The organism is Kitasatospora sp. NPDC097691 (assembly GCF_040302665.1).
Taxonomy (GTDB): Bacteria; Actinomycetota; Actinomycetes; order Streptomycetales; family Streptomycetaceae; genus Kitasatospora.
Map to the genome: position 1 here is coordinate 1 of NZ_JBEORY010000076.1, position 26023 is coordinate 26023.

Below are 26023 nucleotides of genomic sequence, written 5' to 3' on the forward strand. Positions count from 1 at the left end.
ACGTCCCCACCCGAACCATGGTCGAACTCCTCTTCGGCCCCGTCTACTACCGCCTCCTGCTCGGAACCGGCCCACTCGACCCGGACGACACCGCCACCCGCATCGACCACCTCCTCAACGGCATCAGACAGCGCTGACCACGGAAACAGGCGGGCGCAGCGAATCCTGCATCAACAGCGGCGCGCCTCGGCCCGACCACCTGCCGCGGATCTGCGTCTTGCGCCCCTGAGCAGTACCGACACACCTCGCCGTCTGATCAGGATCCGAGAACAGGGCCAGAGCCGACAAGGGCCCCGAGGCCTGGCGCCCCTGGGGTCTGCACGGTGACCGGTGGATCACGTCCCGCACGGTGTCCTCGTCCGCCTGCACCAGCTGGGCGATCATCGGCGCCCGGTTGCCGCCGGCCGAGGCCAGCAGCAGCATCGCCCGCCGCTAGCGCACCGAGCTGGTGCTGCCCCCGCCGCACGATCCTCTGTAACTGCTGTGGCTGGTGCCGGCGAAGCAGCCGTTCCCCCGGTTCGTAGCAGCCATCCCTGCCATCGAAACCCGCCCGGAGCCGCGGCTGTCCTTCCAGCGGACGACTCGCTGCCCCTCTCGGGGGTGACCGTCAGACACTGCTTCAGGCCGATTCCCGGCGCCCGCCGGGCAAGGAAGATCGGCCCATGCGACTCAAGACGCTTCGTCCATCCCCGACGCTCGGTGACACCGCGCAGCCGGTCCCCACGTGGGCTATCCGCTCCGCCCAGGTCATACCCCTGGCTGTCCTGCCATCGTGCCTCTGGCGCCTGCCGTTCGCATTCGACTACGAGATGGGCCAGGTCTACGCCGTCCACAAGACGTGGCACTGGTGGGTGATCCTCTACGTCTTCGGCCTCAGCCTTCTCTCCGAGGGGCTCGCCTACCTCTCCTATGGCCTGGTGGCCGGATGGGGCGAAGTGGCTCCTTCCTGGATTCCGATCATCGGCGGCCGACGTATTCCACCGCTCGCAGCGATCGTCCCGGCCACCTTGGGCGGTCTGGCGCTGATCGCGCTGTGGGACCCACTGCCGCTCGCCTTTCTCCACATCGGCGGGGTTCCCCTCGTCGAGTACTCCAACGGCTGGTGGAAGGCCCTCGCGGCAGCGGCCACTCTCCCGCTGATTCTGTGGGGCCCTCTTCTCCTGGCTTTGACGTACGCGTACTACAAGCGCCGTCGGGGCGAGTGACATGTGGTCAACTTGATTGGGTGGAGTCGGTGCGGTTCGCCTGACAACCGGCAGAAGCTGCCGGTAGCCCTGTGCCGTGAGGTATGCGCAGGGCGGCGGTTTGACCGACGCCGAGAGGACCGCGCGGGAGCGGATCCGGCCTCAGGACCTGCAGACCGACATCACGAATTCAAGTTCACCAACTGATCATTTCAGAATGAGGCCACGGCGGTCACTCGTCGTCGAGGTGTTGGAGGATCTGGTCGAAGTCGCCGTCGTCGAGCAGGCCAGTGATTACTTGGGTCATGTTGTCGATGCCGGGGTCCCGGACGATCAAGCCGTCCGAACACCAGAAGTAGCGGCCGCCCAGGGCCTCGCCGCTTCGGGACCACTTCTCCATCAGGCGCTGGACCTCGGCAATGGTGAAGACCGTCGCGCTCCAGCGCGATCCGTCAACCAACCGGACTTCGACATCGACGTTGCATACCGCGTCCAGGTCCTCTCCGGCGCCGGGCAGGAAAGAGGCTTCGAAGCGGTCCGTACAGACCCGGTACCAAGGCCCGTCCCACCGCTGTTCGACGCTCTTGGGAGGCACGCTGTCGGTCATCGCGCGAGTATCCCGAGCCGGTCCCTGGGATCTCAACCGACTTTCCGTGACAAGCTCCTCGGAGTCCACCGAGTCGTGGGCCGACCTTCTGCGTGACTGCCGCCGACGCGGCATGCGCGATCCAGAGCTGGTGGTCGGCGACGGCGCCATGGGCCGGTGGCGAGCACTCGCCGAGGTGTTCCCGGCGGCCACGCCGCAGAGGTGCTGGGTTCACAAAGCCCGCAACGTCACCAACTCCCTGCCCAAGTCCGCACAGCCCGGCGCGACGAAGGCGATGCGGGAGATCTACAACGCGGAGGATCGCACTCACGCCGAGAAGGCGATCGAGGCGTTCGCGAAGACCTACGGCGCCAACTTCCCGAAGGCCGTCGCGAAGATCACCGACGACCGGGACGAACTGCTCGCGTTCTACGATTTCCCGGCCGAGCAGTGGATCCACCTGCGGACGACCAATCCCATCGAGTCGACGTTCTCCACGGTCACGCTCCGCACCAAGGTCACCCGCGGCGCGGGCAGCCCGGCGGCCGCACTGGCGATGGTGTTCAAGCTGGTCGAGTCCGCTCAGGCTCGATGGCGCGCGATCACGGGCGCCCGCCTGGTGTCCCTGGTCCGCGCCGGTGCACGCTTCGAGAACGGCGTCCTGGTCGAACGTGAGGAGCAGGCCGCTTGATCGGCTGAAGGAGCCACCAGCCGACCCGTGACTGAGCTGACCTGTCCCCAGCCGGGGCAACTTTGGGAATGCCGAGAGCTTGGTGCGACTGGACTACCGCGCCCAGCGTCCCATGGCCGGTGCGGTGCCGACCAGGCACTCGATGTCGGTCGGGAAGCCGTCGAGGGCGTAGGCGGTCAGGCGCAGGTGGCCCTCAAGGCAGACCAGGTTGTCCTGGCTCTCGCCGACGAGGATGAGCGGAGGAAATCTCTCGCCTCTGGTGACCGCGTGGGCCGCGTCGGCGAACGGTTCGTTGGGCACGTCGAACGCCCGTAGTCCTGCCTTGATGCGTGCGGCCGCGTCGGTCGGCCGGCGGCTGCCACCCGACAGTTCGACCCAGTAGGAATAGTCGAGGTAGCGCACGCTTGCCGCCTCGTCGGCGGACAGGAGTGCCCTGGTCCACGTGACGTGAGTGGGGAAGTTCTCGAACAGTTCGCGGTTCTCGCCGTACCCGCGCGTCGCAGCGAGCAAAGCGCGACGGGCGAGGTTCGCTTCAGTGTCAGAGAGGTCTGGATGCGTCAGCAACTGCTCGGTCTGCCCGACTGCTGCCAGATGGGACCGGAGGTTCTGGCCGAACCTCCGGCTGGACAGCTCGCCGCTCAGGAAGCAGGCGACCATCTCGTCCTCACTGCTCACACCCAGTACCTGCACGACCGTCAGCATAGGACCGACCCGGTTGGGCGCCGCAGCCTGCTCACACGTCATCTCGTCCACAGGTCTTGACTATTGCTCGAGGCCGGCGTCTGACACCGTCTGGCGAAGGTGCTTCTCGCCGAGCTGCGGGCAGCCAGCCTCTTGGACGTGGACGCTGCGGCGATCGACGGCTCCCACATCAGGGCGCTCGAAGGGGGGATCATGTTGGCCCTTCTCCGGTGGATCGCGATCGTTCCGGCTCCAAGCACCATGTGATCGTCGGCCGGCACGGCACGCCGCCGGCCGTCGCACTGACCGGCGGCAACCGCCGCGACGTCACCCGACTGCGGCCTCTGCTGGACGCGATCCCGCGCATTCGCGGAGCCACTGGTCGCCCGCGCCACCGCCCGCGCCGGCTGTTCGCCGACCGCGGCTACGACTACGACTACGACAAGTACCGCCGACTCCTGTGGAAGCGCGGCATCACGCCGGTCATCGCCCGCCGCGGAGTACCACGGCTCCGGCCCGGGCGCCGTCTGCTGGGTGGTCGAGCACCCGGTCCGCACCCTCCGCTGACGCACGGTCCGACGACGCACGTCCCCGTGTACCCATACACCGGGGCCGGCACCTCATGCGCTGCCATGCCCATTCCGGTGCCGCTCTTGCGATAGCTGCCGGGAAGGCGGAGCGTCGCCAGGCCCACGCTCCGGGCGCGCAGCCTCATGCCGTGGTCGTCGGTCAGGACCCTGGTACCGGAGGCGGGAACGAGTCCGTCCAAGTCGGCGGCGCAGCGCAGGATCTCCGGGTCCGGCTCGGCTCGGCGGCGCCCGGGAGGATCTCTCGTCCACATCACGTTCGCGGTCCCGACCGCTTTCCGGGTCGCGAAGATCCAGTTCGCCCTGGACAGCGGCCACGCCCCCCGACACAGGCCAGCGGGCCGTCTCCTGAGCGCCGGACGCCGCGGAGCAGGGCGCGTTCCCCACGGGCGGCCCTGACAGTCCCTGGACACCCCGGCCAGGAACCCGCGCTCGCGACACGGCAAAGGGGGCGCTGGCGTTCCGGCCGTGGCCGTAGCCGTAGCCGTGGCCGTGCCGAGAATCCGTCACCGGGAACGCCCCGGCTGGGACGGTGTCCGCTGTACAGCCCGGCCGGCCGCGGTCTCCCGAGCAGGGGGTGGTCTGCAGGGCCCCAGCCGCATCGGAGGCCGACCGCGATGACGGGGGCGCGGCTGCCCGGCGGCCCCGACTACGGGGGCCCCGCCGCGCCGGGAACGCCAGACCTGCGAACCGGCGGCAGACAACGCTTTGACCTGCGATTTTGCAGCCGCTGACCGAGAGCTTCCTGTGCGCCATGGATGCCGATCAGCAGGGCCGCGTGGCCGCAGAGCTCCAGCCGGGTGCTTGACCCGCCACACCATGAGGCCGCCTCCGAGGCAATCGGGGGCGGCCTCATGCCGACGGTTCAGCGTCGCGGGGGGATGCTTGCGTAGTAGTAGAGCGTGATGTCATCCGGGTGGTGCGTTCGCTGCTCGCTGCCGTCGACTTCCAACAGCTCCAGGTGGACGGTATCGAGCGGATGCGGAGTGATGATGAAAGGCCCATCGCCGTTCTGAGACCACACGTGATCCCCGAACCCGACCTTGCGGCCGTCCTTCGTGCGGAATTCCGATGCCATGGGCCATTGCTACCACTTCCTGCGCCCGGATGGAACCGGGCATCTCCCCGGCCCGCTTCGCACCGTCGTCATCCAACTACCTGGCAGAGGAACCCACCTGAAGCCACATCAGTTCAGGCAGCCGCCGACCTGATGGCGGGCAGCGGCGTCACCGCACGGAAGCAACAGACCGCACTCACGTCGCCTGTAGGCCGGACACCACCTGGCCAACGACGGGCACCCGCCAGGCGCGGCAGCAGGAGGCCGAACACCGCGGCCGGCCATCCACCAACGAGGACTGCAGCGGCGATCACCATTCCCGCGCCCTCACTACGAACGGGATCCCGACAACTACCTGGCATTCCTCCGCCTCGCCGCAGCCCTCTGCTGCTACGAACCCTTCGTCCGCCTCACCACATAGGACACGGTCTAAACGCTCAACCGTTCCCAAAGAGGCAGCTCCAGGACACCCAGGTCATCCCAGACACAGACCTCCAGGGTCGAGAGGTACCCCCCGAAGGCGAAGATCATCGCCTCCCCGATGTACTCACCGTCGACACCCTGGATACTTCCGTCAGCTACGACCGGACTTCCCTCCACCACCGGCCCAGCCGACACGGCGTCCTGGTCCACTCGCAGATCCACAGTCGGACACCCGCACGTACAGCCAGGCTTCATCCGCACATGGGGTATCTGTGCCCGGTACACCCGGGCCACCTCAGCGTCCCCGGCCAACAGCAACTCCAAGGTCCGACGCACATCCTCGCTGAGTGGTCCCCACACCTCCGGTGCCCTTCTCCTGCTCGCTGGGTATCGGCGTTGCGACGACCCCTGTCCCTTGTCCCACGTGACAGAACAGCCTATTCCCTCCCGCCCCTGGGTCCACATGAAGCGCCTCCACCGGCAAGTACACCCGCACGATCGGACAGCAGCGGTGCCTCGGCGGGTGCTCCCCGACCGCGGCGCCACACTCCCGCTCCCCCAGCCGGTCGCCTGCGCAGAGTGTCACGTGTCCCAGAGTCCGGGCGACCGAAGCGTTTGCGATGACCAGTACCTATCTCAGGGTGTAGTGCTGCGCGGCGTAGATCACCAGACAGGCCGTCCACACGATGCTGAGGCCGACGACGGCCAGGATCTCCTCCGGTCGCAGGTGGCCGTCGTGGTCCTCCTTCGACTTCGAGGCGAAGGCGCTGGTGAGAAGGACGAGCCCGAGCGCTCCGCTCACTCCGAGCGCGGCGCTGAGTCCGACCGCCGCGAGGCCGTTGGTGGACTGACCGCCCTGGTCGGGGGCGGTCAGGACCATGGCAGTGGTCATTCCGGCGCCGAACAGGAGAAGACCGACTCCGCTGTACACGAGTTTCCCGAGCCAGGGACCCGGTTCACGACTGGTGACAACTGCGGTGGCGCCGGCACGGGCGAGGACGCTCTTGGCGGCAACGGCGGTGGCCTCGTCGACGTTGCGAAGCACGATGCGGTCGCGTGCCTCGCGGTCGCGCCCAGCGATCTGCCGGGCCTCCTTGAGATGGAGGCCGGTCACGTCGCTGACGGCCTGTGCGACCGCGCTGCGGTTGCGGCCGACCCGGGTGAGGACAACGTAGTGGTTGGCCTTCTCGGGCCGCGGCGTGGGCGGGCGCGGTGTCTTGGGTGTCGGACCTGCGGCGGGCGGCTTCGGGCGAGCAGGCTTCTTCTTTGCGACGGGTGTCGTCATGGCGAGTGCCTGAGCCACGGTGGGGCGGGCCCTCGCTTCCTTGCGCAGCAACGCGGTGATGAGGGGGTTCAGGTGGCCGGCGTGGGTGGGTGGCGGGGGTTCGTACGCGGCGACGGCGCGTAGTGTTCCGGTGAGGGTGTCGCGCTGGAACGGGGAGTCCCCGCCTTCGGTGGCCCGGTAGAGGGTGACGCCGAGGGAGAACAGGTCGCTGGCCTCGTTGCCCTGCTCGCCGTCGGCACGTTCGGGGGCGATGTAGGCCATCGATCCGATGATGCCGCCGTCCTGGGTGAGTTTGGTGTCGGCGTTGTTGATCGCGATGCCGAAGTCGGTGAGCAGGATGCCGCCGTCTTCGGCGAGCATGATGTTCGCGGGCTTCACGTCTCGGTGGATGATCCCCGCGTTGTGGGCCGCTCCCAGCGCTGCGAGCACGGCCCTGGCGATCTTTGCGGCTTCGTCGACGGGCAGGCGTCCCCGGGTGAGGCGCTCCTCCAGTGTTGTGCCGTTGACCAGTCGCATCACGGTCCAGGGGATCCCGTTCTCGATGACGACGTCAAAGACGGCGACGATGTTGGGATGGTCCCTCAGCCTGGCGCCGTGGCGGGACTCGCGCTCGGCCCGCAGGAGGAGTTCCTGCCAGTACTGGTCAGGTATGCCGGGAGGCCGGAAGACTTCCTTGACAGCGACATCGACGTCCAACTGCTGGTCGCGGGCTTTCCAGACCCGTCCCATCCCACCTGCGCCAAGGAGGGAGAGTAACTGGTAGCGGCCCCCTATCAAGCGCTGTGGTGCGGTCTCCGAGTCCACTGAGCTCCCCCTGCGCTTGATTGACATGGCATCACCCAATGACCCGGAGTGTAACGGGGATCCCGAAAGCAGCCGAGGGCTCGTTCGGACCCGCTGCTTGCCCGCCCGTGACCGCTTCTCGCCGGTTGAGGCGCAGCGCCAAGAGCGCCGTCCGCAACCTTGCAACCCACAAAGCAGCTTGACGACGGCTTTCGGCTGGACGCACCTGGCCTTGTCGCCGACGGGCTCATCCGCGAGCCGGATCCCCGCACGTGGCAGCCCGTGACCTCGGCGGTGGGCGGAACGACCACCAGCACCTGACCTCTGATGCTCGGTCAGTTCTGTCGGGGCAGCTCTCGGCCGCCTCTTCTCCGGCCACCCGTCCGTCCCTAGGGTGTGGGATGTGAGGGATGAACACGGGGGACTGATCGGCGGGCGGTACCGACTGGTGGAGCCGGTCGGTCAGGGCGGCATGGGCCGGGTGTGGCGGGGGCGCGACGAGCGGTTGGAGCGCCAGGTCGCGGTGAAGGAAGTCCTGTTGCCGCCCGGGTTGGACGCCGCCGAGCGGGAGTTGATGCTGCAGCGGATGATGCGGGAGGCGCGGGCGGCGGCCGGGCTGAACCATCCGGGTATCGTCACGGTGCACGACGTGGTGGAGCACGAGGGTGCCCCGGTAATCGTCATGGAGTTGGTGCCGGGCCAGTCGCTCGCGGCGGTGCTCCGGCAGGAGGGGCGACTGCCCGCCGCCCGGGTGGCCGAGATCGGTGCGGCGGTGCTCGACGCGCTGGCGGTCGCGCACGCGGCCCGGGTGGTGCACCGAGACCTGAAGCCGGACAACATCCTGATGGCCGGCCCGCGCGTGGTGCTCACCGACTTCGGTATCGCCAGCGTGGCCGATGCGACGACGGCGCTGACCGGGACGGGCACGGTGCTGGGGACTCCGGCCTACATGGCCCCGGAACAGTTGGAGGGCAGGGGGGTCACGGCCGCCGCCGACCTGTGGTCACTGGGCGCGACGCTGTACGCGGCGGTGGAGGGGCGGCCGCCGTTCTCCGGCGACACGCTGACCGCGCTGTACGTCGCGATTCTGACGCAGGATCCGGCGCCGGCCCGGTACGCGGGGCCGCTGGCGGATGTGCTGACCGCCCTGCTGGTCAAGGACCCGGCCGACCGGGCGAGCCTGGCGCAGGCCACCCGGGCGCTGGCCGACTGCGCGGCGCCGGACGGGCCGGGCCGCGCACCGAGCCCGAAGGCAGCCGACCGCGCGCCGAGCCCGAAAGCCGCCGGCCAGGACCGGGCCCCGAAGGCCGCCGGTCGGAACCGGACGGCCCCCGCCACCGTGCTCGACTCCCCGTCCAACCCGCAGCCGGCCACGGCAGCCGCCACCGCCCCGGCCCCGCCTGACACCCCCGCACAGCCCGCACCCCGCGCACTGGGCCGGCGCACGCTGCTGCTCGCCGGCCTGGGCGCCGTCGCCGCGGCGGCCGTGCCCACCGCCTACTACCTGACCCGCCCGCGCACCGACCCGCACGGCCGGACACCCGCCGCCGCCCCGCCGACCAGCCACACCGCCACCGTCAATCGGGTCGCGTTCAGCCCGGACGGCAAGTCCCTGGCCAGCGCCAGTGACGACCGCACCATCCGACTGTGGGACACCACCACGGCACGCACCACCGCCGTCCTCACCACCTACACGGGCACCGGCACCGAGGCGCTGTCCCTCGAACCGGCCGGCTACGTCACGTCAGCGGCCTTCAGCCCCGACGGCAAGACCCTCGCCAGCAGCAACGACACGGACGTCGTGCAGCTGTGGGACACGGACACCAACCGCACCAGGATCCCGCTCATCGGCCACAAGGACGCGGTCGAGTCGGTGGCGTTCAGTCCGGACGGCAAGATCCTGGTCACCTGCAGCGAGGACCTGACCGCGCGGCTGTGGGACGTCGCCGCCGGCCGCACCACCGCCGTCCTCAGCGCCCCGACAGGGTACGTCCTCGCGGCCGCGTTCAGTCCCGACGGAAAGACTCTCGCGATCTGCAGCCGCAGCCGCATCGTGCGCCTGTGGGACGTCGCCACCGCGCGCATCACCGCCACCCTCACGGGCCACACCGATGAGGTCCAGTCGGTCGCGTTCACCCCCGACGGCAAGACCTTGGTCACCGCGAGCCTGGACCGCACCGTGGTGCTGTGGGACGTGGCCACCGGCCGCAACACGGCCACCCTCACGGGCCACACCGAAGGCATCCTGTCGGTCGTCGTCAGGCCCGACGGCAAGACCCTCGCCACTGCCGGCTACGACCAGACCGTACGCCTGTGGGACATCGCCACCACCCGCAGCACCGCCACGTTCACCGGCCATACCGGCGGCGTGATGTCGGTGGCCTTCAGCCCCGACGGCAAGACCCTTGCGAGCGGCAGCCGGGATCACACCGTGCGCCTGTGGGACGTCGCCACCGGCCGGGGGCAGATCGCGGGACAGCCCGAGGTGAGGGCCACCGGAACACCTTCCCCGCCGACTGCCGGCTGACGGCTCGGCACCGGGGTCCTGCCTCGACCATCGCAGCCGGCAAGTCCACTTGGCGGTGTGCTCACTGTGGACGAACCGGTCTACCCGGCATCGATTTTGGGCTTCGCGGCCTACCGCGTAGCGCCGTGTGAGATGTTCGGGCTCAGGTATGGGGCGGAGTCGGTGACCGTAGCGGGGGTGTCATGGCAGGGCGGGTGGTCGCGGGCCGGTACGAGCTGGTGCGGTTCGTTGGCCGGGGCGGCATGGGCGAGGTCTGGGAAGCCCGCGACCGGGTCATCGAGCGCCGGGTCGCGGTCAAACTGCTTCCCCACACGACGGATGACGCGTCCGGCGCGGAGCTGTTCACCCGGGAGGCCCGCACCGCCGGGGCGCTGAACCACTCCGGCGTGGTGACGGTGTTCGACCTCGGGCAGGACGAGGCGGACGGCTCCCTGTTCCTGGTCATGGAGTTCCTGCAGGGCCGGGACCTGGCCTCCGTCCTGTGCGAGGACGGCCCGCCCCGCATCGACGTCGCACTCGGCTGGGCAGTGCAGACCGCGGCCGCGCTGGCCCGTGCCCACGACGTGGGCGTCATCCACCGGGACCTGAAGCCCGCGAACCTGATGCTTACCACCGACGGGCAGATCAAGATCCTCGACTTCGGGATCGCCCGGTTCATGGAAGCCACCGCCAAGTCGAGCACGGTCATGGGGACGCTGGCGTACATGCCGCCGGAGCGGTTCGACGGACATCCCGGCGACGCCCGCTCGGACCTGTACTCCTTCGGCTGCGTCCTGAACGAACTCCTCACCGGGCAAGCGCCGTTCGACGCCACCGGACCGCTGGGCTTCATGAACGCCCATCTGGGCCGCACTCCGGCACCGCCCAGCCAGGCCCGCTCCGGAGTCTCCGACGACCTCGACGACCTCGTCGCCGCGCTCCTCGCCAAGCGGCCGGACGAGCGGCCCGCCAGCGCCGGGGAAGTCCACGACCGGCTCACCGCCGTCCGTCGCTCCTTGTCCGGGCAGCCCGCCGCACCACCGCACGCCCCGGACCGGATGACCGGCCCCGGAAACACCGTGCCCGACCCCGCGGTTCCCGGCAGCGGTTCCGAGAACCGGTCCAGCCTCCCCGCAGCCTTCGCCCGGGTCGGCGTCCCGCTGAAGGCTCACACCGAGGAAGTCCTCACGGTCGCCTTCTCCCCGGACGGATCCCGGCTCGCCACCGGAAGCGCGGACGAGGACGGGCTGGTGTGGCTGTGGGACCTGCATACGCGCCGCCCGGTCTGCGAACCCCTCGAGACGCACTCCGACCTGGTCTACAGTGCGGCGTTCTCGCCGAACGGATCCCTGCTGGCCACAACCGCCGGTGTATACGGCGAGGTGGTGATGCTGTGGGACCCGCGCACCGGACGCGCGATCGGCGAACTCGTCGACCACTCCGACACAGCCAGCTCAATGGCGTTCTCGCCTGACGGCTCCCTCCTGGCGGTCGGTCTCGAAGACGGGGACGTGTGGCTGTGGGACCCGGTCACCCGGCGGCAGGTCCGCGACCCCTTGACCACACACAGCTCTCATGTCCGGACGGTGGCATTCTCGCCGGACGGCTCCCTCCTCGCCGTCTGCGGCAACGCCGGTGACGGGGTGTGGCTACTGGACCCGATTACCCGGCGCCCGGTCAGCGATCCCCTCACCGACCGGCCCACCGCCGACGAGCCGACAGCGCCCCTACGGACACGACGGTCCCTGCGTGACGTACTCCGCTCATGGGCCTCACCCGCCGAACCACGCGGAGTGACAGGAAAGTACATGGTGACGGCGTTCTCGCCGGACGGCTCCCGGCTGGCGACCGGCGAAACCGGCGGGGTTGTGCGGCTGTGGGACCCGATCACCCGGCACCCGGTCGGCGATCCCATGGTCGGCGGCACCTCCAACATCTTTGCGGTGGCGTTCTCCCCGGACGGATCACTACTGGCATCCGGCGGATCCGACGGTGTTGTGCGGCTGTGGGACCCGACCACCCGCTACCCCCTTGGAGAGTTGCCCGGCGACAGCAGTGCGATGGCGTTCTCTCCGGATGGGTCTCTCCTGGCCGTCGGCACCAAGGATGGCAGCGTGCTGCTGTACTCATGGCTCGCCCAGCACGGACGTGCGTGACCCCTGCTGGATCGCCAGCCTGTGGCGAGCCGCCGGTACAACGTGGGCACGATGGCTGCACCCCAGCCCTGGCAGGGCCGGAGAATACGACGTACTCCGAATACATGCCCGTTACCAGCTGTCCGCGCTGACCTGCGCCCTGATCACCTCGCCCGGACGTGACCGCCACCACGAGGGCGCCGGCCGGTGTTCCCCGTTCCCTGTGGGCATGGGAGCTAGCGCTGGAGGAAGATCCAGATCAGCGTTGCTGCGCCAGCATGGTTACACATCGAGACAGCTTGTTTACTATAAGTAGTTTCCAAGCTGCGCCGAGTGACCTGTCGAGCAGGTTCTCCGATCTCGTTGCGTTCGCTGGAAACCCGTCATCTCTCGCTCCCGCCAATGAGATCGAGATGGCGGGCTTTTCGCTGCCCTCCTGGTGATGACGGCCGCCCGTGGAGCAGGGGTAGCAGTGCCGGCCCGGCGGCCACTCGGAGTTGGCGGATCCCGGGACTGCGGGATAGCGGGATGCGGCAGGGGTCCGGGACTTCGCGGGCCCGGCGCGGTGGCACCGGGCCAGGTTGGGCCTGGTGCGCAGCCCGGCCGGCACATCCGGCTCGGCGGTGGCGGTGTGGTCTCCACGCCGGTGCTTCTCCTTCGGATGCCGAGACGGCAGGGCGGAGCGGGCGGTCTCTCCCCGGGGCCGGATCATGGATGGGGAGAGACCGACCCGACACTCCACTGCTGCTCGGGCGGCACCCGGCCGCGGACTTCGAGGTAGGCGATGTCGGCGTCCTCGACGGCGCGGCCGACCTCCGCCGCCTGCCACATCGTCCGGACGCACCTTCCGCTTGCCATGGACCTGTGTCCTGCTGCCCGAGCAGATCACGAGCGTCGGCGACCCATGCCGCATATCCATACGAACCATGGCAAGCTGGGCGTAAGTGATAGCGCTCTACAGAGGAAAATCACCCATGACTCATGGAGCCCACCCCCATGCTCCTACCGTCCGCGCGAACATCGACCGGGCCCGCAGCTGCGAAGAATGCCGCGGCTGGGGCACTGTGATCACAGCTGAGGGCCGCCACGTGCTGTGCCCCAGGTGTCAGCACCCTGATTAGCGCGTGACCTCCGATCCCTGGCCGACGACCCCCAGGCCGCCTTCGACGAATCCGACCGGCCGGTAGCCGACCCCGTCACCGACGAGTCCCGCTACCTCGACGACGCCGTGCGGACCCGGGAGCTCGGCCTCGGCGCGGTGATCCGTGCCCAGGTGCGGGGACCGATCACCGAACGGCGGCACGCCACGGCCCCGGGCCTGGAAGCCGGGATCGGCACCGGCTCCCCCGCCTGGGCCGCCACCGAAGCCCGTCGATGCGGCACACGCCGCGTGGTAACCGACGGCGCCGCACGCTGTACGACCCGACAGGCCTCCTCGCCCGACTCCTCACCGCCTGCCGGACTCCGCCGGACAACATCATCAGCACGGCGAAACCCGAGATACTCAGGTCGGAGGCGGGGTCGTCATCCGGTAGCTCCCTCCGAGGGAGTGCCGCCATGTGCCTCACGTACCTCATGGGCATGTTCCGTGCTGACCAGCGGGGACGGCTGACCGCACCAGAGAACCTGGGTCCACGTGAAGAGCCTCTGCCACCTCGACATCACCGCCGACGGGCAGAGCGCGCCGGCCGACCTGCCCGACACCTGCGACCGGTGCAAGACGAGGGCGCACCGGCGCCGGAATACGGGCGGCGGTGCCGGCTACGACGGCCAGTGGACGACGCCGTCACGCACCACCAGCGGCTTTGCCTGGCGTGACTCGTGGAACCGGGTCCATCCCAGGTCCACACTGCCGTCGGCACGTCGGTGGCAGTCGCCGGCCCTGGCCGCAAGCCAGCAGAGGAGCCTGCCGGTGACGTCGAACTCGTCGGGGTGAATCTCCTGCCGACTGGTCAGAGCCCACGCACCGCGCCAGGTGTGCTCCCGGCGAAGGAGAACCGAGACAAGCGCGCCGTCCACCTTCCATGCCTCGCCGGCCCGGCCCAGAAGGGGCTGCGGATCGTCCCCCACCACGAGTTCGCCGTCGTCGGTCTCGTCCACGAACGGGAACTCGGTCACGATCCGCAGGACCTCGGGCTTGGGGCCGAGCCCGAGATGCCATCGGAGCTCGGCGAGCTCCTCCCCGGACAACTCGTCGCGCAGGTCCAGCGTGAGCATGAGCTCGAAGATGTCAGCCATAGCCGCACACGCTAGCGCCCGCCCCTGACGGCGGCCCCCTCGCACTCGCAGCACGAGCGGGGGCTCGGCCGGGCGGTGGTCATGGTGACTCGACGAGGAGCCTGACGAGTAACTGCCGGACCGGACACCACGTCGGTGGTCATCGAGTCGACGTGTCCGGCGGCGGCCCGGCTCGTCGGCGCGGGCATGGACGAGGCACCGCCCGGGGGGACGCGCCGGCCGTGTACCCGTGGCGCCGGACACCGTCATACCGGGGTACCACACAGGACTTGACACCCGGGTATGACGGCTTCCGACCCTTCTCGCCCCTACCGTCGCCCCTGTCGAGATCGACGACGAAACCGGACGAGGAGGAACGGCGATGAACAGGCGAGGACGGACCGTAGCGGCGGTGCTGCTGGCGGCGACGGCGACGTTGGGCGTGGTCGGCGCACCGGGCGCGGTGGCGGCGCCGGGGCGGGGCGCCGAGCAGCAGGCCAGGGCCTGGCTGCCGCAGCCCACCGGCCCGTACCCGGTCGGCACGACGTCCCTGCAGCTCACGGACGACGGCCGGGACGACCCCTGGAAGCCCGGGCAGCACCGCAGGCTGATGATCAGCTTCTGGTACCCGACCACCCGGCCCGCCACCGGCGGCGACCGCGCGCCGTACATGGCCCCCGCCGCCGCCGACCACTTCGGCAGTGCCGGCAGCGCCGGCCAGAGCGACTACGGCTTCGAGCCCGGCCGCACCGACTGGGCGGGCGTCCGCACCCACGCCCGCGCCGACGCGCCCGCCCTGCCCGGCGGCAAGCGGCCCGTCGTGCTGTACTCGGCGGGCTTCGGCGACCCGCGCACCTGGGGCACCGGCCTGGTCGAGGACCTCGCCTCGCGCGGCTACGTCGTCGTCACCGTCGACCACCCCTACGACGCCTCCGAGGTCGCCTTCCCCGACGGGGACCTCGCCACCTCCGTCCTGCCCGCGCTGTTCCAGCAGCCCGGCACCGATATCGGCGCCCTCCTGCGCAAGACGCTGCAGACCCGGGTCGACGACACCCGCTTCGTCCTGGACCGGCTCACCGGGCTGCGCCAGGACGGGCAGCTGCCGGCCGGCCTCGCCGCCTCCCTCGACCTCAACCGGATCGGCATGGTCGGCCACTCCGGAGGCGGCTCCACGGCCCTGCAGACCATGCACGACGATCCGCGCCTCAAGGCCGCCGTCGATCTCGACGGCCAGCTGCACTTCCCCGGCCCGGACGGCCGAACCGGCGTCTTCCTGCCCACCGTCGCCCAGGACGGCCTGACCCGGCCCTTCCTGCTCATGGGCACCCAGGACCCCGACTCCGGCAGCTACCACCAGCAGCCCGGCTGGGACGCCCTGTGGCAGCACAGCACCGGCTGGCACGCTGACGTGACCCTCACCGGCTCCCGTCACAGCTCCTACACCGACGCGCAGTCCCTGCTGCCCCAGCTCGCCCGCCAGGGCGCGATCAGCGGAACACAGCTGACCCAGGACGTCGGCGACGTCCGCCCGGACCGCGCGGTGCAGGCCACCCGCTCGTACGTCGCGTCGTTCTTCGACCGCTGGCTGCGCGGCCACGACGACCGCCTCCTGGACGGCCCGTCGCCGAGCTTCCCCGAGATGGTCTACGAGCGGTGACGCGCGACCGGAGCCGTGTGTGACCCGGGCCGCCGGTGCGCAGCGCGGTGGCCCGGGTGCTGGGGGCGAGGGAGTGGAAGCCCGGCCGGCAGGCGGGCTCCGGGACGGTGCCGGAGCTGACGAGCGTCCGATGGGCGGTGGGGCCGGGCGGACCACACCCTGCCCGCCCGGACGCCGCGGCGCACCACCATGATGCCGGGCCGGCACAGGTGGGTGTCGGTCACGGGAGCAAGCCTTCCCGGCGGCGGGGCGCGGGGCGGGAGCGATCGCTCCACCTGAAGCCGCGCGCTGCGGGGGCTGTCGTCGGAGTTGTCGAGGGTCCACGTCCGGATGATCCGGTCGTAGCCCAGGCGGCGTCCGTCCCGGGCGACTGGGTTCGATCGGGGCGGCGGCGAGCCGGAGCAGCCGCACCTGGCCGGTGCGGGTGATGCGGACGAAGTCGAAGCCGGCAGCGGTTGTCCGGGGCCGAGAGCCTGGTCGACGTGGTGCTCGCCGCCGCCGGCCGCTGAACCGAACCGGCCTCGGTGCCGGCCCCCGCAGCCGAGCGCCCCACTGTGCCCGTCAGCGTGGGCGGTGAGGAAGGGACCGTTCGGCGGCGCGAGGAGCACGTGGCCCAGGCGCCGTACCGCAGCGGCACGTCCCGCCAGGCCACCGCGGTGCGGAGCGTTGACACGATCCCGTTCGACGCCCTGCGACGGCACTGCCCGGCCCGACGGCGCCACTCTGCTGTGGCCGGTCGTCCCCGGCGCGTCAGCCGCGCAGCGCGGCCAGGAGCATGTCGGTCAGGCGCTCCAGATAGGCGGGTTCGGCCGTGCCGTCGACGACTGCGAGGTGCCAGTAGAGGGGGCCGGCGAGCAGGTCGAGTGCGATGTCGAAGTCGAGGTCGGCGGGCAGTTCTCCGCGTTCGACGGCCCGTTGGAGCAGGCCGGCGGCCCGGATGCGGCGGGGGTCGCGGACGGCGGTGAGCAGGGCCAGCCCCAGCTCGGGGGTGCGGTGGGCCTCGGCGAGCAGGTCGGGAATGATCTTCGAGGCGAGCGGGTGGCGCAGTACCTCGGCGGTCTCGGTGAGGAAGGCGAGCAGGTCGCCTCGCACGGTCTTGCTGTCGAGCGGGTCGGGCGTGTTCGCGACGACGTCCGCGATCAGGGTCAGCGCCATCTCCTGCTTGGAGGACCAGCGCCGGTAGATGGCCGCCTTTCCCGCGCCGGCGCGCTTGGCGACGGCTTCCAGGGACAGCTTCGCGTAGCCGGCCGTGGCCAGTTCCTCGAAGAAGGCCTGCGAGATCGCCGATGTGACCGAGTCCTGCAGGACCGGGCCGCCGGCGGGTCGGGGCGCCGGGGTGGGGCCGTCCGGAGTGCCTGGGGTGGATGAGCGTGCCATGACCGGGATCCTATCCGAGACGGAACGGTTGCGTCTCGACTCTGCCCGGGCGTAGCGTAAGACGAGACGGAACCGTTCCGTCTCGTGAATGGTCGAGGAGTGCACCATGAAGTTCCTGTTCGACGACGAGTCGTTCTCCTACGAGACGCTGCGGAGCGCCGGCTTCGCCCTCGACGGCGGCGCGGACCTCGGGGAGGTCCTGTCCACCGCCGCCCGGATCGGCGAAGGGGACGAGGACGCCTGGCTGCGCGAGTGGCGGGCCACCGCCGACCGCGTCCACACGATCGGCCGACGCGCCCTGGAGGCCGGTGACCGGATCACCGCCCGCGAGGCCCTGCTGCGCGCCTCGAACTACTACCGCACGGCCGAGTTCTACCGCCGCGACGACCCCGCCCACGACCCGGAGGTCGCACTCCTGTCGGGCGCCTCCCGACAGGCCTTCGCCGACGCCGCGCCGCTGATGGACCATCCGGTGCAGGCGGTCGAGATCCCCTACGAGGGCACCGTGCTGCCCGGGTACCTCTTCCTCGTCGACGACGCGCCCGTCGCCAGGCCCACCATCATCTTCAACAGCGGCTTCGACTCCACCCTGGAGGAGTCCTACTTCGTCATCGCCGCGGCCGCGCTGCGCCGCGGGTACAACGTGCTCGCCTTCGACGGCCCCGGCCAGGGCGCGGCGCTGCGCCGGCAGAAGCTGGTCTTCCGCCTCGACTGGGAGGCCGTCGTCACCCCGGTGATCGACTACGCCCTGACCCACCCGCAGATCGCCCCCGACCAGCTGGTGCTGTTCGGCTACAGCCTCGGCGGCTACCTGGCGGCCCGCGCCGCCGCCCACGACCACCGGATCGCCGCCCTGGTGCTGGACGACGGCCTGTACAGCTACCACGACGCACACCGCGCCATCATGCCGCCGTTCCTGTGGGACTGGCTGACGAGCGGGCGCGACGACCTCGCCGGCCCGGTCCTGGAGCTGATCATGCAGACGAGCACCCAGGTTCGCTGGGCGCTGCGCAACGGCGTGTGGACCTTCGGCGCCACCTCGGTGTGCGACTACATCCGCCGCACCGCCGACTACACCCTCGACGGGATCGCCCACCTCGTCGAGTGCCCGACCCTGATCCTCGACGCCGAGAACGACCAGTTCTTCCGCGGCCAGCCCCAGCGCCTCCAGGCCGCCCTGACCTGCCCGCACACCCTCGTGACCCTGCGCGAGGACGAAGGTGCGGGCGAGCACTGCCACGCGGGCGCGATGGCCCGCTTCCACCAGGTGACGTTCGAGTGGCTCGGCACCGCCCTGACCGGCTCGTCCCCTGCTGCCTGACCGTCGGCCACCGGCCCCGGGCACCACGGCCGGTGACGGCAGCCCCGGCCCTGCTCGCCCGGGCGGGCCCGGCCGGTCGGTGGCACGACGACTGCCGACCGCCGGCGGTCGGACCGGGCGGTCGGCACGGTGTGGGTGTCGTCAGAGCGCCGCGAGCGCGATCGGAGCGACCTTCGTGATGACGCCCAGGGCGTCGTCCCAGAAGGAGTCGGCCTCGACGCCGACGGCGGAGCCGAGCGAGCCTGAGGGGGTGCCGGCGCGGTGTACCGGCGGAGCCAGCTTGGGGAGCTGCGGGGCGGGGGACCACTCGTGGCGCTCCTCGCGGACATCTTCATTGATCATTTCCGCTCATCCTTTCTCGGGTGTCGGTGGCACGGGCAGTCCTGGTCAGAGGAAGGATTCGGGGAGGGCGAAGCCGTCCGTGACCATGGGTTTCAGGTCGTCCCAGAGGGAGTCGGCCTCGACGCCGACGGCGGAGCCGAGCGAGCCTGAGGGGGTGCCGGCGCGGTGTACCGGCGGAGCCAGCTTGGGGAGCTGCGGGGCGGGGGACCACTCGTGGCGCTCCTCGCGGGCATCTTCATTGATCATTTCCGCTCATCCCTTTCGGTGCGGTGTCAGCGGCGGCCGCCGATGCCAGGGGGTGGTGGCGGCAGGCAGCCGGGGGTGGGGGCGCTGCCGCAGGCCCAGGGGGCCGGGTCCGCGAAGCTGGGGCCGTACAAGCCGCCGGGGCCGTCCATGATTGCCGTGGGCGGGTTGGTGGTGGGAGGTGCGTCGGTCGTCCCGGTGTCCGGGCCCGCGCCCGCCTCGGCTTCGGCGATGGCGGCGACGACCGGCGGAACGCGGGGGGCGAGGCCGACCATCACGTTGGCGCGCGGCATGGCCGCGTTCGTGCGGTCGTTCACGCTGGGGACCACCTTCATCACCTTCAGGCAGGCGTCGTAGCCCTGACTGCGGTCGATCGGTCGTACCTGGGGTGGCTGCTGGTCCATGGTTCTGCCTCTCCTGCTCGGCCTTCCAGTGGCCGGTCCCGGTGGACGCGTCACCGGACGGGTGCCGACGGCAGAGGGCTCGGGTTCTGCCGTCGGCGTGGGTGCCTCGTCAGATGAACTTCGAAGCGGTGCTCAGCACGGTGCCCAGGAGGTTCCCCCAGTCGAAGTTGGCTTCAACGCCCTGTGCGCCGCCCAGGGTGCCGCCGGTGGTGCCGTTGCGGTCGACCGGCGGTGCCAGTTTCGGGAGCTGCGGGGCGGGGGACCACTCGTGGCGCTCCTCGCGGACTTCTTCGTTGATCATTTCCGGTCATCCCTTCTTCTCTTGCCTACGTGTGTGCCTACTCGCGTTCCGGTTCGTTCGTTCGTTCGAGTCCGGACCGTCACAGGGCCGCGTAGCACATGCTCCGGGCCGAACCGGACAGCCCGGCGCACGCCGACCGGGACGCCTCGACGCCCGGACCACCGGGCAGGCGGCCGGCTTCGCCCTGCTCGTCCCGCCGGACCGGCGGGGCCAGCACGGGCAGGTAGCGGTCGGGCTTGCGGAGCGTTGCGAGGGTCTTCATGATCCGCCTCCTCCTGGTGGGTGCCGCAGGCTCAGGACTCGATGAACTGGTGGGCCGGTGCCAGAGTGACGGGGAACTCGTCACTGACGTCGATCGTGAACAGCATGTTCACCCGTGCGTGCCGCTCGTCCTCCGGGTCGAAGAAGCTCACCCGCACGTCCTGGCAGTCCGAGCCCATGCGGCAGTACGGGCTCTTCGTGACGGAGATGCTGTCGATGCAGTACAGGCTGGGCTTGTCCCGCGCCGTGGTGCTGGGGATGTCCTGACCGAGGAGCATGGCCCGGCTGATGGCCTGGGCGACCGAGAACGCGTTCGTCCCGGCGGCGTTCAGTGCCCGGTCGGCGGAGGTCTGCCCGAGGTTGCGGAACTGGTAGTAGACCTTGTCGAGGAACGCGGTCATGGTCTTCTGAATGTAGACCTTGTCGATCGTCACGCCCTGCTGGTCGGCCTCCTCCTTGACGGCGTTCACCACGGCGTCCACCAGTTGCTTCTCGTACCAGATGTAGACGCCGCGGCTCTTGACCTCGACGACGGGCACGACCTGCCCGGAGAACAGCCGGACGGTCCGGTCGGTCAGTCGGCCGGGTACCGAGATCCGGGAGATGTAGCCGTCGGCGGTGGCCAACAAGTGCTGGCCGAGGTAGGCGTCGCGGAACGACCGGTAGACCATGGACACCGGAGGCACGGGTCCGTCGAGCGACATCAGCACGTCCGTGAGCTTGGCGGGATCGGCCAACAGCGCCTGCGCCTGGGCCCGGTACTTGACGGGATCGTCGAGCTCCTGCAACTGCTCCGGTGTGCGGCCGGTCCTGAGCAAGGTGTCCAGGGGCGGTGTGTTGGGCCAGTCCATGCCGACCGGGAGCTCGGCCTCCATCGCGTAGACCGGGGTGCTCTCCAGGTTCAGCGTCCAGGTGACCTTGTCGGACGCCCACGGGTTGACCGTCAGGTAGTCGTGCAGTTGCTTGGCGTCGTACGGGTTGGCCGGCGATTCGGGCACCGAGCCTCCGGCCTCCTTGCCCTGGACGGGGTCCATCAGCTGGCGGAAGCTGTCCCGGCGGGCCTCGGTCCGGAAGTCCACGCCGACCTGGCCGATCGCGAACACCAGCGGCCGGTCGTTGGTGGAGGCGCAGGACGGCCGGACCCCGCCCTGACAGGCGCAGGGGGCCGCGGACGGCTGGCCGTGGTCGGGCCGGGAGACGACCGGTGCGGGTGCGGCGGCCGCCGGTGCCACGGCGGTCGGCGCGGTGGGTACGGCCGCCGCCGGGGCGAAGCCTGATGCGGTGGCGCCGGTGGGGGCGGGCTGAGCCGGGACCGGCTCGGGCGGCGGGACGGGGACGGGGCTCACGGGCGCCGCGCCCGGAGCGGCCGCAGCCGCCACGCCGGCGGCCGCTCCGGCGCCGGCTCCGGCCGGTGCGACGGCCGGCGCAACAGCCGGAGCAACTGCCGGGACAATGACTTGCGCGACGGCTTCGGACGGTGCGCTCTGCGCGATCGGTGCCGCCTGTGTGGTGACGGCGGGAACACTCTCGGTGTCCATCGTGCTGGCTCCCTCGTGCGAGTCGGAAGGGAAGGTCCCGAGCGACGAGGGTGCGCCGATCGCGGCGGCCCCGGCCTCGGGGGAGGGGATGGTGCGGACGCCGTCCGCCGTGGCCCCGGCGACCGACCGACGGTCCGTCAGGTCTTCTCGGGTGATCAGCTCGTACGCCCGGGCCGCGTTCAGGTGCCCGACCAGTAGGCGCCGGCACTCGGGCGCCTCGGCGGGCGCGCAGGGCGCGCCGGCCGCGCCCTGCAGAATCGCCCGACCGGCGGCCTGCGGGTCGGCGCGGTGTCCCGCGCGCACCTGCGCGCCGACCAGCAGGGCGGCAACCCCGGACACCAGTGGTGTGGCGAAGCTGCTTCCGGTGAGGGCCATGCGCCCCCCGCCCGGTGCGGCGCCCTCGATGCCCTGCCCGGGCGCGAGGACGCCGTTGGCCGCGTACGCGGAGCCCCAGTTGCTCGACTCCAGCGGTTCGCCGCCGGGCCCGGCCGCGCCGACGGCGAGCACCGTCGGGACGGCGGCCGGCACCTGTTCGCAGTCGCAGCCGTCGTTGCCGACGGCCGCGACCACCAGGACGCCGCTCTCGTCGCACAGTCGCAGCGCCCGCTCCAGCATCTCGTCCGCCTGGGCGTCCCGACTGGGCTCGCCGCCACTGATGTTGACGATGTGCGCGCCCTCCTGGACGGCGCGCTCGACGGCCCGCGCCAGGTCGAGCTGGGGCACCCGGCCCTCGCCCGCGTCGGTGAACACCGGGAGGATCAGGCCGCGGCACCGCGGCGCGAGACCGGTCACCGGGCTGCCGGGCGGCCGGCCGAAGAGCAGGCTCGCGACATGGGTACCGTGCAGGGACATCCGGCCGCCGCCGGCCGGCTCGGTGACGAGCGTGTCGAGCCGGGTGAGGTCCGCCCCGTCGAAGCAGGGGTGCGACAGGTCGACAGGGCCGTCCAGGACCGCGATGCACACGGCCGGGTCGCCCAGGAGTTCCTCCTCCGGGGCGCGGATGCCGCGAAGCACCGCTCTGGCCTCCATGTGGCATCGCCCTTCTCGGGTGGTCGAGGCCCTTCCCGGCAGCCGGGCCGGCGTGCTGCGAAGCCCGCAGCAACTGCTGAAAGTCAACGAGCCCGGGCGTGCGGCGGGCGTGCTCCGGCGCGTCACGGTGGTGGGCCGGCCGCCGTCACGGCACCGTCCTGCCGGCGTTGCGATCGGCACGGCGAGGAGGTGTACTCGTCGCCCCGGGCGGCCACCCGGTCCGGCATCGTCGTGACGGTCTGTGATCCGTCGCGGTGACGCCACCCGTCGGAGTCGAGCCGTTTCGTACCGTCAACGCCCGTGCGATGGTGGGGTGCTGGGCGGCCCCGGGCCGTCCACCGGCGGGTTCGTGACGCTCGGCGACAAGCGACCGGCACGCCCGGACGACGGACGCGGGATGCTTCCGCAACGTCCCTGCGGCGGTGGGAAAGCACTCGCACGACGCAAAGTGCGTTGTCGAACGAACGCGCTGGTCACGCGGCGCGCTCGGGTCCGCAGCGACTCTGAGGGGGTGCGAGGAACGGACCGTCGCGGCAGAGTAGGGGTTGTGTTCGCGGATGGTCCGGGCGTCGAACTGCTGCGGGGCTTCGAGGCCACCGACGCAGGAGGCCGTCTCCTCCTTCCGGTGAGTGCTCAGCACCTGGTGGCGTTCCTGGCCCTGCACGACGACGGTGTCCAGCGCAGCGCCGTGGCCGAGCAGCTCTGGCCGGATTCCACCCAGTGCCGCGCGGCGGCGAACCTGCGTGCCGCGCTGTACCATGCGCGGCACGAGGGTTCGGCGATCCCGATCGAGACCGCCGGGCGGTGGCTTCGCCTCTCGCCCGCCGTCCGGGTGGACCTGCGCGCGGCGCGCCGCAGCGCACGACAAGTGGTGGCCGGGCTCAGCCAGGTGCCGGCCAGCTGCGACGAACTGGTGGACGACCTCGCCGCCGAGCTGCTGCCGGGCTGGGAGGAGGAGTGGCTCAGCCTGGAGCGCGAGCGCTGGGATCAGCTGAGGCTGTACGCACTGGAGAGTCTCGCCCGCCAACTGTGCTCCATCGAGAGCTACTTGGCCGCGCTCCAGACCGCGCTCGCGGCGATCGCGATCGACCCCGTGCGCGAGACGGCGCACCGGATCGTGGTCGAGGTGCACCTTGCCGAGGGCAACATCGCCAGCGCACTGCGCTCCTACCAGCAGTACCGGTCGTTCCTCCAGCGGGAGCTCAACGTCGCTCCCTCGCCGAAGATGACCGGCCTGGTGCGCAACCTGCTGCGGATGTGACGGCACGTCGGCACTGCCCCCACCGTGAGCCCGGTGACGATCGGGGTCGTGACGATCAGTGGAGCGGCAATCGCGCCATCGTGGCGCGGTCGCTGCGCGGGAGGGGAGAGGCATGGCCGGGGAAGTGACGGTGGAGAGACGGCCCGGAGTTCGTGAGACCGCCACGACGGCAAGGCGCACGGCCGCATCGGCTGCCGTTCTACTACTCCGGTGCGACTTGGCGATCTATGTGTCTGAGGGGACGGAAAGTCGCCGCCGGTAGTGGCTGCGACCTGCCGAAGCTTGGTGGCTTCTGCGCCTGCTCGACCGCCAGGTGGATCTTGGTGGTCAGTCCACCCCGAGAGCGTCCGAGTCCGTGGTCGCCGGGCTCGATGAGGACGCCGCCGGGCGGCTCGACCTGCAGATCCCCCTTTTGCGCACGCCGGCCGCGTGCTGGTGGGCGCGGGCGATCGTGGAGTCGACGGAGATGTCCCAGGCGATCAGGCCCTTCGCATCAGCCCGGGCCTGGAGCTGCTCAAAATCCGGTGCCACGTGCCATCACGCTGCCAGCGGCGGAACAGCCCGTACACCGTCTCCCACGGCCCGTACCGCCCCGGCAGATCACGCCACGGGACTCCGGTCCGCGTGCGGAACCGTATCCCGTTGATCAACTGCCGCTTCGAATGCAGCGACGGCCGACCGGACTTGATGCCTTTGGGCAGCAACGGTTCCAGTACCGCCCACTGGGCATCTGCCAGATCTCCCCGAGCCACGGATCAAGATCATCGCATGACCCTGATCCACCCCTGAAAGAAACCCCAGGTGTCCTGTCCGTATCAGGGATGACTCCGGGATCTCTCGGGGCTGGTCCCTGATGGCTGGTCAGTCGGCCTCCGGCAGGCTCAGGGCATGACTTCCGAAACCATGCCGACCGACCGTGCGACCGCCACCGCGAAGGGCCGCAGGAGGCGGTTGCCGCTTGCGGGGCTGGCCTGCATGGCCTTGACCGCAGTGGTCCTGAGCGCCGCTGCTCCCGCTCTCGCCGCGCCGGCCGGGCGCCCCGCAGCCGTCGTGGCGGCCCGCGAGGTGTCTCTGCCCAAGCTGAACGTGGCTGCGCTCCAGGCGGCGGCCGCAAGTGCCCCTGCCACCACGACGGCGATGCTGGCCCGGGTCAGCGGGCCGGCCGGGCACTGGACGGGAACGTCCGGTGTCGCCGATGTGACGACGCGGGAGGCCGTCCCGGTGGACGGCCGGTTCCGGCTCGGCAGCGTCACCAAGATGTTCATCGGGACCGTGGTGCTGCAGCTGGCCGCGGAGGACCGGATCGAGCTCGACCGTCCCGTCCAGAAGTACCTGCCGGACGTGCTGCCCGCCGACTACCCGCCGATCTCCGTGCGCCAACTGCTCGACTACACCAGCGGCCTGCCCGAGCTGACGGCCGGTGACCTGCCGACCGACCCGCAAGGGATCGTCGACCACCGGCTCGACGATCACTCCTTCGGCGAGTTGGTCGCCATGGCGGTCAAACATCCCCGGCTCTTCGACCAGCCCGGCACCATGCAGAGCTACGGGGCCACCGGCTACTACGTCGCCGCGATGCTCGTGGAGCAGCTGACCGGCCGGAGCTACCAGCAGGAGATCACCGACCGAATCCTGCTGCCACTGGATCTCCGGCACACCACCGCGCCCGAGACCGACCCGACCATCCCCGGTCCGCACGCCCACGGCTACATCGACGTCTCCCCCGCACATGACAAGAGCGGGCTGGTCGACATCACCGAGCAGAACCCGGGCGCCGGAGGCATGATCTCCACGACGGCCGACCTGGACCGATTCCTGACAGCGCTCTTCCGGGGCCGCCTCCTGCCGCCCGCGCAGCTCGACGCGATGTTCACCGTCCCCGACGTCCCCTACCTGGGTGGCAGTGACCAGGACCCGGGCCACGGCCGGGCCTTCTACGGTGCGGGCCCGATGCGTGTCACCCTCCCCGACGGCGTGACCGTGTGGGGCAAGACCGGCAGTACGTTCGGCTACACCGATGGCATGTTCGCCACCCGTGATCTGAAGCGCCGGCTCGTCTACTCCTTCAATCCCGTCACCGGCGGCGGCAACGACCGCCGCCTCGTCAACCAGATCATCTCGGCGGCCTTCAACTCCTGAGCAGACACGGAGGTA

At 70.7% G+C, this 26023-nt stretch carries 23 protein-coding genes and 4 pseudogenes; 10 read left to right on the forward strand and 17 right to left on the reverse strand.

Features of this window, described 5'->3' with window-relative positions; genetic code table 11:
* Positions 1 to 327: 327 nt before the first annotated feature.
* Positions 328 to 505 (reverse strand): annotated as a pseudogene (locus ABTY56_RS34650) (IS630 family transposase); the annotation flags it as partial.
* A gap of 157 nt (positions 506 to 662) precedes the next feature.
* Between ABTY56_RS34650 and ABTY56_RS34655 the strand changes: the two are divergent.
* On the forward strand, positions 663 to 1205 hold the full coding sequence (locus ABTY56_RS34655; RefSeq protein ID WP_350633358.1) for a hypothetical protein: 543 nt from the start codon (positions 663 to 665) through the stop codon (positions 1203 to 1205).
* Positions 1206 to 1416: 211 nt separating this feature from the next.
* Here ABTY56_RS34655 and ABTY56_RS34660 read toward each other — a convergent pair whose 3' ends face one another.
* Positions 1417 to 1791 carry a hypothetical protein gene (locus ABTY56_RS34660; RefSeq protein WP_350633359.1) on the reverse strand — a complete coding sequence of 125 codons (375 nt, stop codon included), beginning with the start codon at positions 1789 to 1791 and terminating at the stop codon, positions 1417 to 1419.
* A gap of 61 nt (positions 1792 to 1852) precedes the next feature.
* Here ABTY56_RS34660 and ABTY56_RS34665 point away from each other — a divergent pair.
* Positions 1853 to 2461 (forward strand): annotated as a pseudogene (locus tag ABTY56_RS34665) (IS256 family transposase); the annotation flags it as partial.
* Positions 2462 to 2554: 93 nt separating this feature from the next.
* Here the strand turns inward: ABTY56_RS34665 and ABTY56_RS34670 are convergent.
* The gene (locus tag ABTY56_RS34670) at positions 2555 to 3205 is read right to left on the reverse strand and encodes a hypothetical protein (RefSeq protein WP_350633384.1); all 651 of its coding nucleotides are present in this window, start codon (positions 3203 to 3205) and stop codon (positions 2555 to 2557) included.
* Between the two features lie 48 nt (positions 3206 to 3253).
* On the opposite strand from ABTY56_RS34670, the pseudogene ABTY56_RS34675 reads away from it, so the two are divergent.
* A pseudogene (locus ABTY56_RS34675) lies at positions 3254 to 3685 on the forward strand (transposase); the annotation flags it as partial.
* A gap of 909 nt (positions 3686 to 4594) precedes the next feature.
* Here the strand turns inward: ABTY56_RS34675 and ABTY56_RS34680 are convergent.
* Complete coding sequence (locus ABTY56_RS34680; RefSeq protein WP_350633360.1) at positions 4595 to 4807, reverse strand: hypothetical protein; 213 nt, start codon at positions 4805 to 4807, stop codon at positions 4595 to 4597.
* Positions 4808 to 5111: 304 nt separating this feature from the next.
* Here ABTY56_RS34680 and ABTY56_RS34685 point away from each other — a divergent pair.
* Positions 5112 to 5207, forward strand: a pseudogene (locus ABTY56_RS34685) (IS5/IS1182 family transposase); the annotation flags it as partial.
* 8 nt (positions 5208 to 5215) lie between these two features.
* On the opposite strand, the gene ABTY56_RS34690 reads toward ABTY56_RS34685, so the two are convergent.
* Complete coding sequence (locus tag ABTY56_RS34690) at positions 5216 to 5533, reverse strand: hypothetical protein (protein WP_350633361.1); 318 nt, start codon at positions 5531 to 5533, stop codon at positions 5216 to 5218.
* A gap of 307 nt (positions 5534 to 5840) precedes the next feature.
* A complete protein-coding gene (locus ABTY56_RS34695; RefSeq protein ID WP_350633362.1) occupies positions 5841 to 7298 on the reverse strand; it encodes a ribosomal protein L7/L12 in 1458 nt (485 codons plus the stop codon).
* Positions 7299 to 7680: 382 nt separating this feature from the next.
* Between ABTY56_RS34695 and ABTY56_RS34700 the strand changes: the two genes are divergently transcribed.
* Together ABTY56_RS34700 and ABTY56_RS34705 are read left to right on the forward strand one after the other, a co-directional pair.
* Positions 7681 to 9804 carry a WD40 repeat domain-containing serine/threonine protein kinase gene (locus ABTY56_RS34700; protein WP_350633363.1) on the forward strand — a complete coding sequence of 708 codons (2124 nt, stop codon included), beginning with the start codon at positions 7681 to 7683 and terminating at the stop codon, positions 9802 to 9804.
* A gap of 182 nt (positions 9805 to 9986) precedes the next feature.
* Positions 9987 to 11939, forward strand: a complete 1953-nt coding sequence (locus ABTY56_RS34705) for a WD40 repeat domain-containing serine/threonine protein kinase (RefSeq protein ID WP_350633364.1) — start codon at positions 9987 to 9989, stop codon at positions 11937 to 11939.
* 687 nt (positions 11940 to 12626) lie between these two features.
* Here the strand turns inward: ABTY56_RS34705 and ABTY56_RS34710 are convergent.
* Both ABTY56_RS34710 and ABTY56_RS34715 read right to left on the reverse strand, forming a co-directional pair.
* A complete protein-coding gene (locus ABTY56_RS34710; RefSeq protein ID WP_350633365.1) occupies positions 12627 to 12776 on the reverse strand; it encodes a hypothetical protein in 150 nt (49 codons plus the stop codon).
* Between the two features lie 903 nt (positions 12777 to 13679).
* Positions 13680 to 14156, reverse strand: coding sequence for a hypothetical protein (locus tag ABTY56_RS34715; RefSeq protein WP_350633366.1), 477 nt, complete (start codon positions 14154 to 14156; stop codon positions 13680 to 13682).
* Between the two features lie 361 nt (positions 14157 to 14517).
* Between ABTY56_RS34715 and ABTY56_RS34720 the strand changes: the two genes are divergently transcribed.
* Positions 14518 to 15792 carry an alpha/beta hydrolase family protein gene (locus tag ABTY56_RS34720; RefSeq protein WP_350633367.1) on the forward strand — a complete coding sequence of 425 codons (1275 nt, stop codon included), beginning with the start codon at positions 14518 to 14520 and terminating at the stop codon, positions 15790 to 15792.
* A gap of 750 nt (positions 15793 to 16542) precedes the next feature.
* Here ABTY56_RS34720 and ABTY56_RS34725 read toward each other — a convergent pair.
* The gene (locus ABTY56_RS34725; RefSeq protein WP_350633368.1) at positions 16543 to 17169 is read right to left on the reverse strand and encodes a TetR-like C-terminal domain-containing protein; all 627 of its coding nucleotides are present in this window, start codon (positions 17167 to 17169) and stop codon (positions 16543 to 16545) included.
* A 106-nt stretch (positions 17170 to 17275) separates the two neighbouring features.
* On the opposite strand from ABTY56_RS34725, the gene ABTY56_RS34730 reads away from it, so the two are divergent.
* Positions 17276 to 18490, forward strand: coding sequence for an alpha/beta hydrolase family protein (locus ABTY56_RS34730; RefSeq protein WP_350633369.1), 1215 nt, complete (start codon positions 17276 to 17278; stop codon positions 18488 to 18490).
* Between the two features lie 141 nt (positions 18491 to 18631).
* Here ABTY56_RS34730 and ABTY56_RS34735 read toward each other — a convergent pair whose 3' ends face one another.
* From ABTY56_RS34735 to ABTY56_RS34760, 6 genes are all read right to left on the reverse strand, one after another.
* Positions 18632 to 18832: a hypothetical protein gene (locus ABTY56_RS34735; protein WP_350633370.1), complete on the reverse strand. Its 201-nt coding sequence runs from the start codon at positions 18830 to 18832 to the stop codon at positions 18632 to 18634.
* 45 nt (positions 18833 to 18877) lie between these two features.
* Positions 18878 to 19078, reverse strand: coding sequence for a hypothetical protein (locus tag ABTY56_RS34740; protein ID WP_350633371.1), 201 nt, complete (start codon positions 19076 to 19078; stop codon positions 18878 to 18880).
* 26 nt (positions 19079 to 19104) lie between these two features.
* Complete coding sequence (locus ABTY56_RS34745) at positions 19105 to 19479, reverse strand: hypothetical protein (RefSeq protein WP_350633372.1); 375 nt, start codon at positions 19477 to 19479, stop codon at positions 19105 to 19107.
* A gap of 109 nt (positions 19480 to 19588) precedes the next feature.
* Positions 19589 to 19780 carry a hypothetical protein gene (locus tag ABTY56_RS34750; protein ID WP_350633373.1) on the reverse strand — a complete coding sequence of 64 codons (192 nt, stop codon included), beginning with the start codon at positions 19778 to 19780 and terminating at the stop codon, positions 19589 to 19591.
* A 79-nt stretch (positions 19781 to 19859) separates the two neighbouring features.
* Entirely contained in the window at positions 19860 to 20042 is a 183-nt protein-coding gene (locus ABTY56_RS34755; protein ID WP_350633374.1) for a hypothetical protein, read from the reverse strand.
* Between the two features lie 31 nt (positions 20043 to 20073).
* Positions 20074 to 22608 carry a cyanobactin maturation protease PatG family protein gene (locus ABTY56_RS34760; protein ID WP_350633375.1) on the reverse strand — a complete coding sequence of 845 codons (2535 nt, stop codon included), beginning with the start codon at positions 22606 to 22608 and terminating at the stop codon, positions 20074 to 20076.
* Between the two features lie 625 nt (positions 22609 to 23233).
* On the opposite strand from ABTY56_RS34760, the gene ABTY56_RS34765 reads away from it, so the two are divergent.
* Positions 23234 to 23869 (forward strand): AfsR/SARP family transcriptional regulator, encoded by a 636-nt coding sequence (locus ABTY56_RS34765; RefSeq protein ID WP_350633376.1) that lies wholly within the window; start codon positions 23234 to 23236, stop codon positions 23867 to 23869.
* 327 nt (positions 23870 to 24196) lie between these two features.
* Here ABTY56_RS34765 and ABTY56_RS38920 read toward each other — a convergent pair whose 3' ends face one another.
* Both ABTY56_RS38920 and ABTY56_RS38925 read right to left on the reverse strand, forming a co-directional pair.
* A complete protein-coding gene (locus ABTY56_RS38920; RefSeq protein ID WP_502893253.1) occupies positions 24197 to 24400 on the reverse strand; it encodes a hypothetical protein in 204 nt (67 codons plus the stop codon).
* Positions 24349 to 24621 carry a transposase gene (locus ABTY56_RS38925; RefSeq protein WP_502893254.1) on the reverse strand — a complete coding sequence of 91 codons (273 nt, stop codon included), beginning with the start codon at positions 24619 to 24621 and terminating at the stop codon, positions 24349 to 24351. The genes ABTY56_RS38920 and ABTY56_RS38925 overlap by 52 nt, the downstream gene beginning before the upstream one ends.
* A gap of 136 nt (positions 24622 to 24757) precedes the next feature.
* Here ABTY56_RS38925 and ABTY56_RS34775 point away from each other — a divergent pair, with 136 nt between their 5' ends.
* A complete protein-coding gene (locus tag ABTY56_RS34775; RefSeq protein WP_350633377.1) occupies positions 24758 to 26008 on the forward strand; it encodes a serine hydrolase domain-containing protein in 1251 nt (416 codons plus the stop codon).
* Positions 26009 to 26023: the final 15 nt, after the last annotated feature.

What these genes read in the sequence shown, in the direction of transcription:
- ABTY56_RS34655 (WP_350633358.1), top strand. Translation starts at nt 663, where the DNA reads ATGCGACTCAAGACGCTTCGTCCATCCCCGACGCTCGGTGACACCGCG.
- ABTY56_RS34725 (WP_350633368.1), bottom strand. Translation starts at nt 17,169, where the DNA reads ATGGCACGCTCATCCACCCCAGGCACTCCGGACGGCCCCACCCCGGCG.
- ABTY56_RS34745 (WP_350633372.1), bottom strand. Translation starts at nt 19,479, where the DNA reads ATGGACCAGCAGCCACCCCAGGTACGACCGATCGACCGCAGTCAGGGC.
- ABTY56_RS34760 (WP_350633375.1), bottom strand. Translation starts at nt 22,608, where the DNA reads ATGGAGGCCAGAGCGGTGCTTCGCGGCATCCGCGCCCCGGAGGAGGAA.
- ABTY56_RS34720 (WP_350633367.1), top strand. Translation starts at nt 14,518, where the DNA reads ATGAACAGGCGAGGACGGACCGTAGCGGCGGTGCTGCTGGCGGCGACG.
- ABTY56_RS34715 (WP_350633366.1), bottom strand. Translation starts at nt 14,156, where the DNA reads ATGGCTGACATCTTCGAGCTCATGCTCACGCTGGACCTGCGCGACGAG.
- ABTY56_RS34730 (WP_350633369.1), top strand. Translation starts at nt 17,276, where the DNA reads ATGAAGTTCCTGTTCGACGACGAGTCGTTCTCCTACGAGACGCTGCGG.
- ABTY56_RS34750 (WP_350633373.1), bottom strand. Translation starts at nt 19,780, where the DNA reads ATGATCAACGAAGAAGTCCGCGAGGAGCGCCACGAGTGGTCCCCCGCC.
- ABTY56_RS34705 (WP_350633364.1), top strand. Translation starts at nt 9,987, where the DNA reads ATGGCAGGGCGGGTGGTCGCGGGCCGGTACGAGCTGGTGCGGTTCGTT.
- ABTY56_RS34660 (WP_350633359.1), bottom strand. Translation starts at nt 1,791, where the DNA reads ATGACCGACAGCGTGCCTCCCAAGAGCGTCGAACAGCGGTGGGACGGG.
- ABTY56_RS34740 (WP_350633371.1), bottom strand. Translation starts at nt 19,078, where the DNA reads ATGATCAATGAAGATGCCCGCGAGGAGCGCCACGAGTGGTCCCCCGCC.
- ABTY56_RS34710 (WP_350633365.1), bottom strand. Translation starts at nt 12,776, where the DNA reads ATGGCAAGCGGAAGGTGCGTCCGGACGATGTGGCAGGCGGCGGAGGTC.
- ABTY56_RS34670 (WP_350633384.1), bottom strand. Translation starts at nt 3,205, where the DNA reads ATGACGTGTGAGCAGGCTGCGGCGCCCAACCGGGTCGGTCCTATGCTG.
- ABTY56_RS34680 (WP_350633360.1), bottom strand. Translation starts at nt 4,807, where the DNA reads ATGGCATCGGAATTCCGCACGAAGGACGGCCGCAAGGTCGGGTTCGGG.
- ABTY56_RS34755 (WP_350633374.1), bottom strand. Translation starts at nt 20,042, where the DNA reads ATGAAGACCCTCGCAACGCTCCGCAAGCCCGACCGCTACCTGCCCGTG.
- ABTY56_RS34775 (WP_350633377.1), top strand. Translation starts at nt 24,758, where the DNA reads ATGACTTCCGAAACCATGCCGACCGACCGTGCGACCGCCACCGCGAAG.
- ABTY56_RS34735 (WP_350633370.1), bottom strand. Translation starts at nt 18,832, where the DNA reads ATGATCAATGAAGATGTCCGCGAGGAGCGCCACGAGTGGTCCCCCGCC.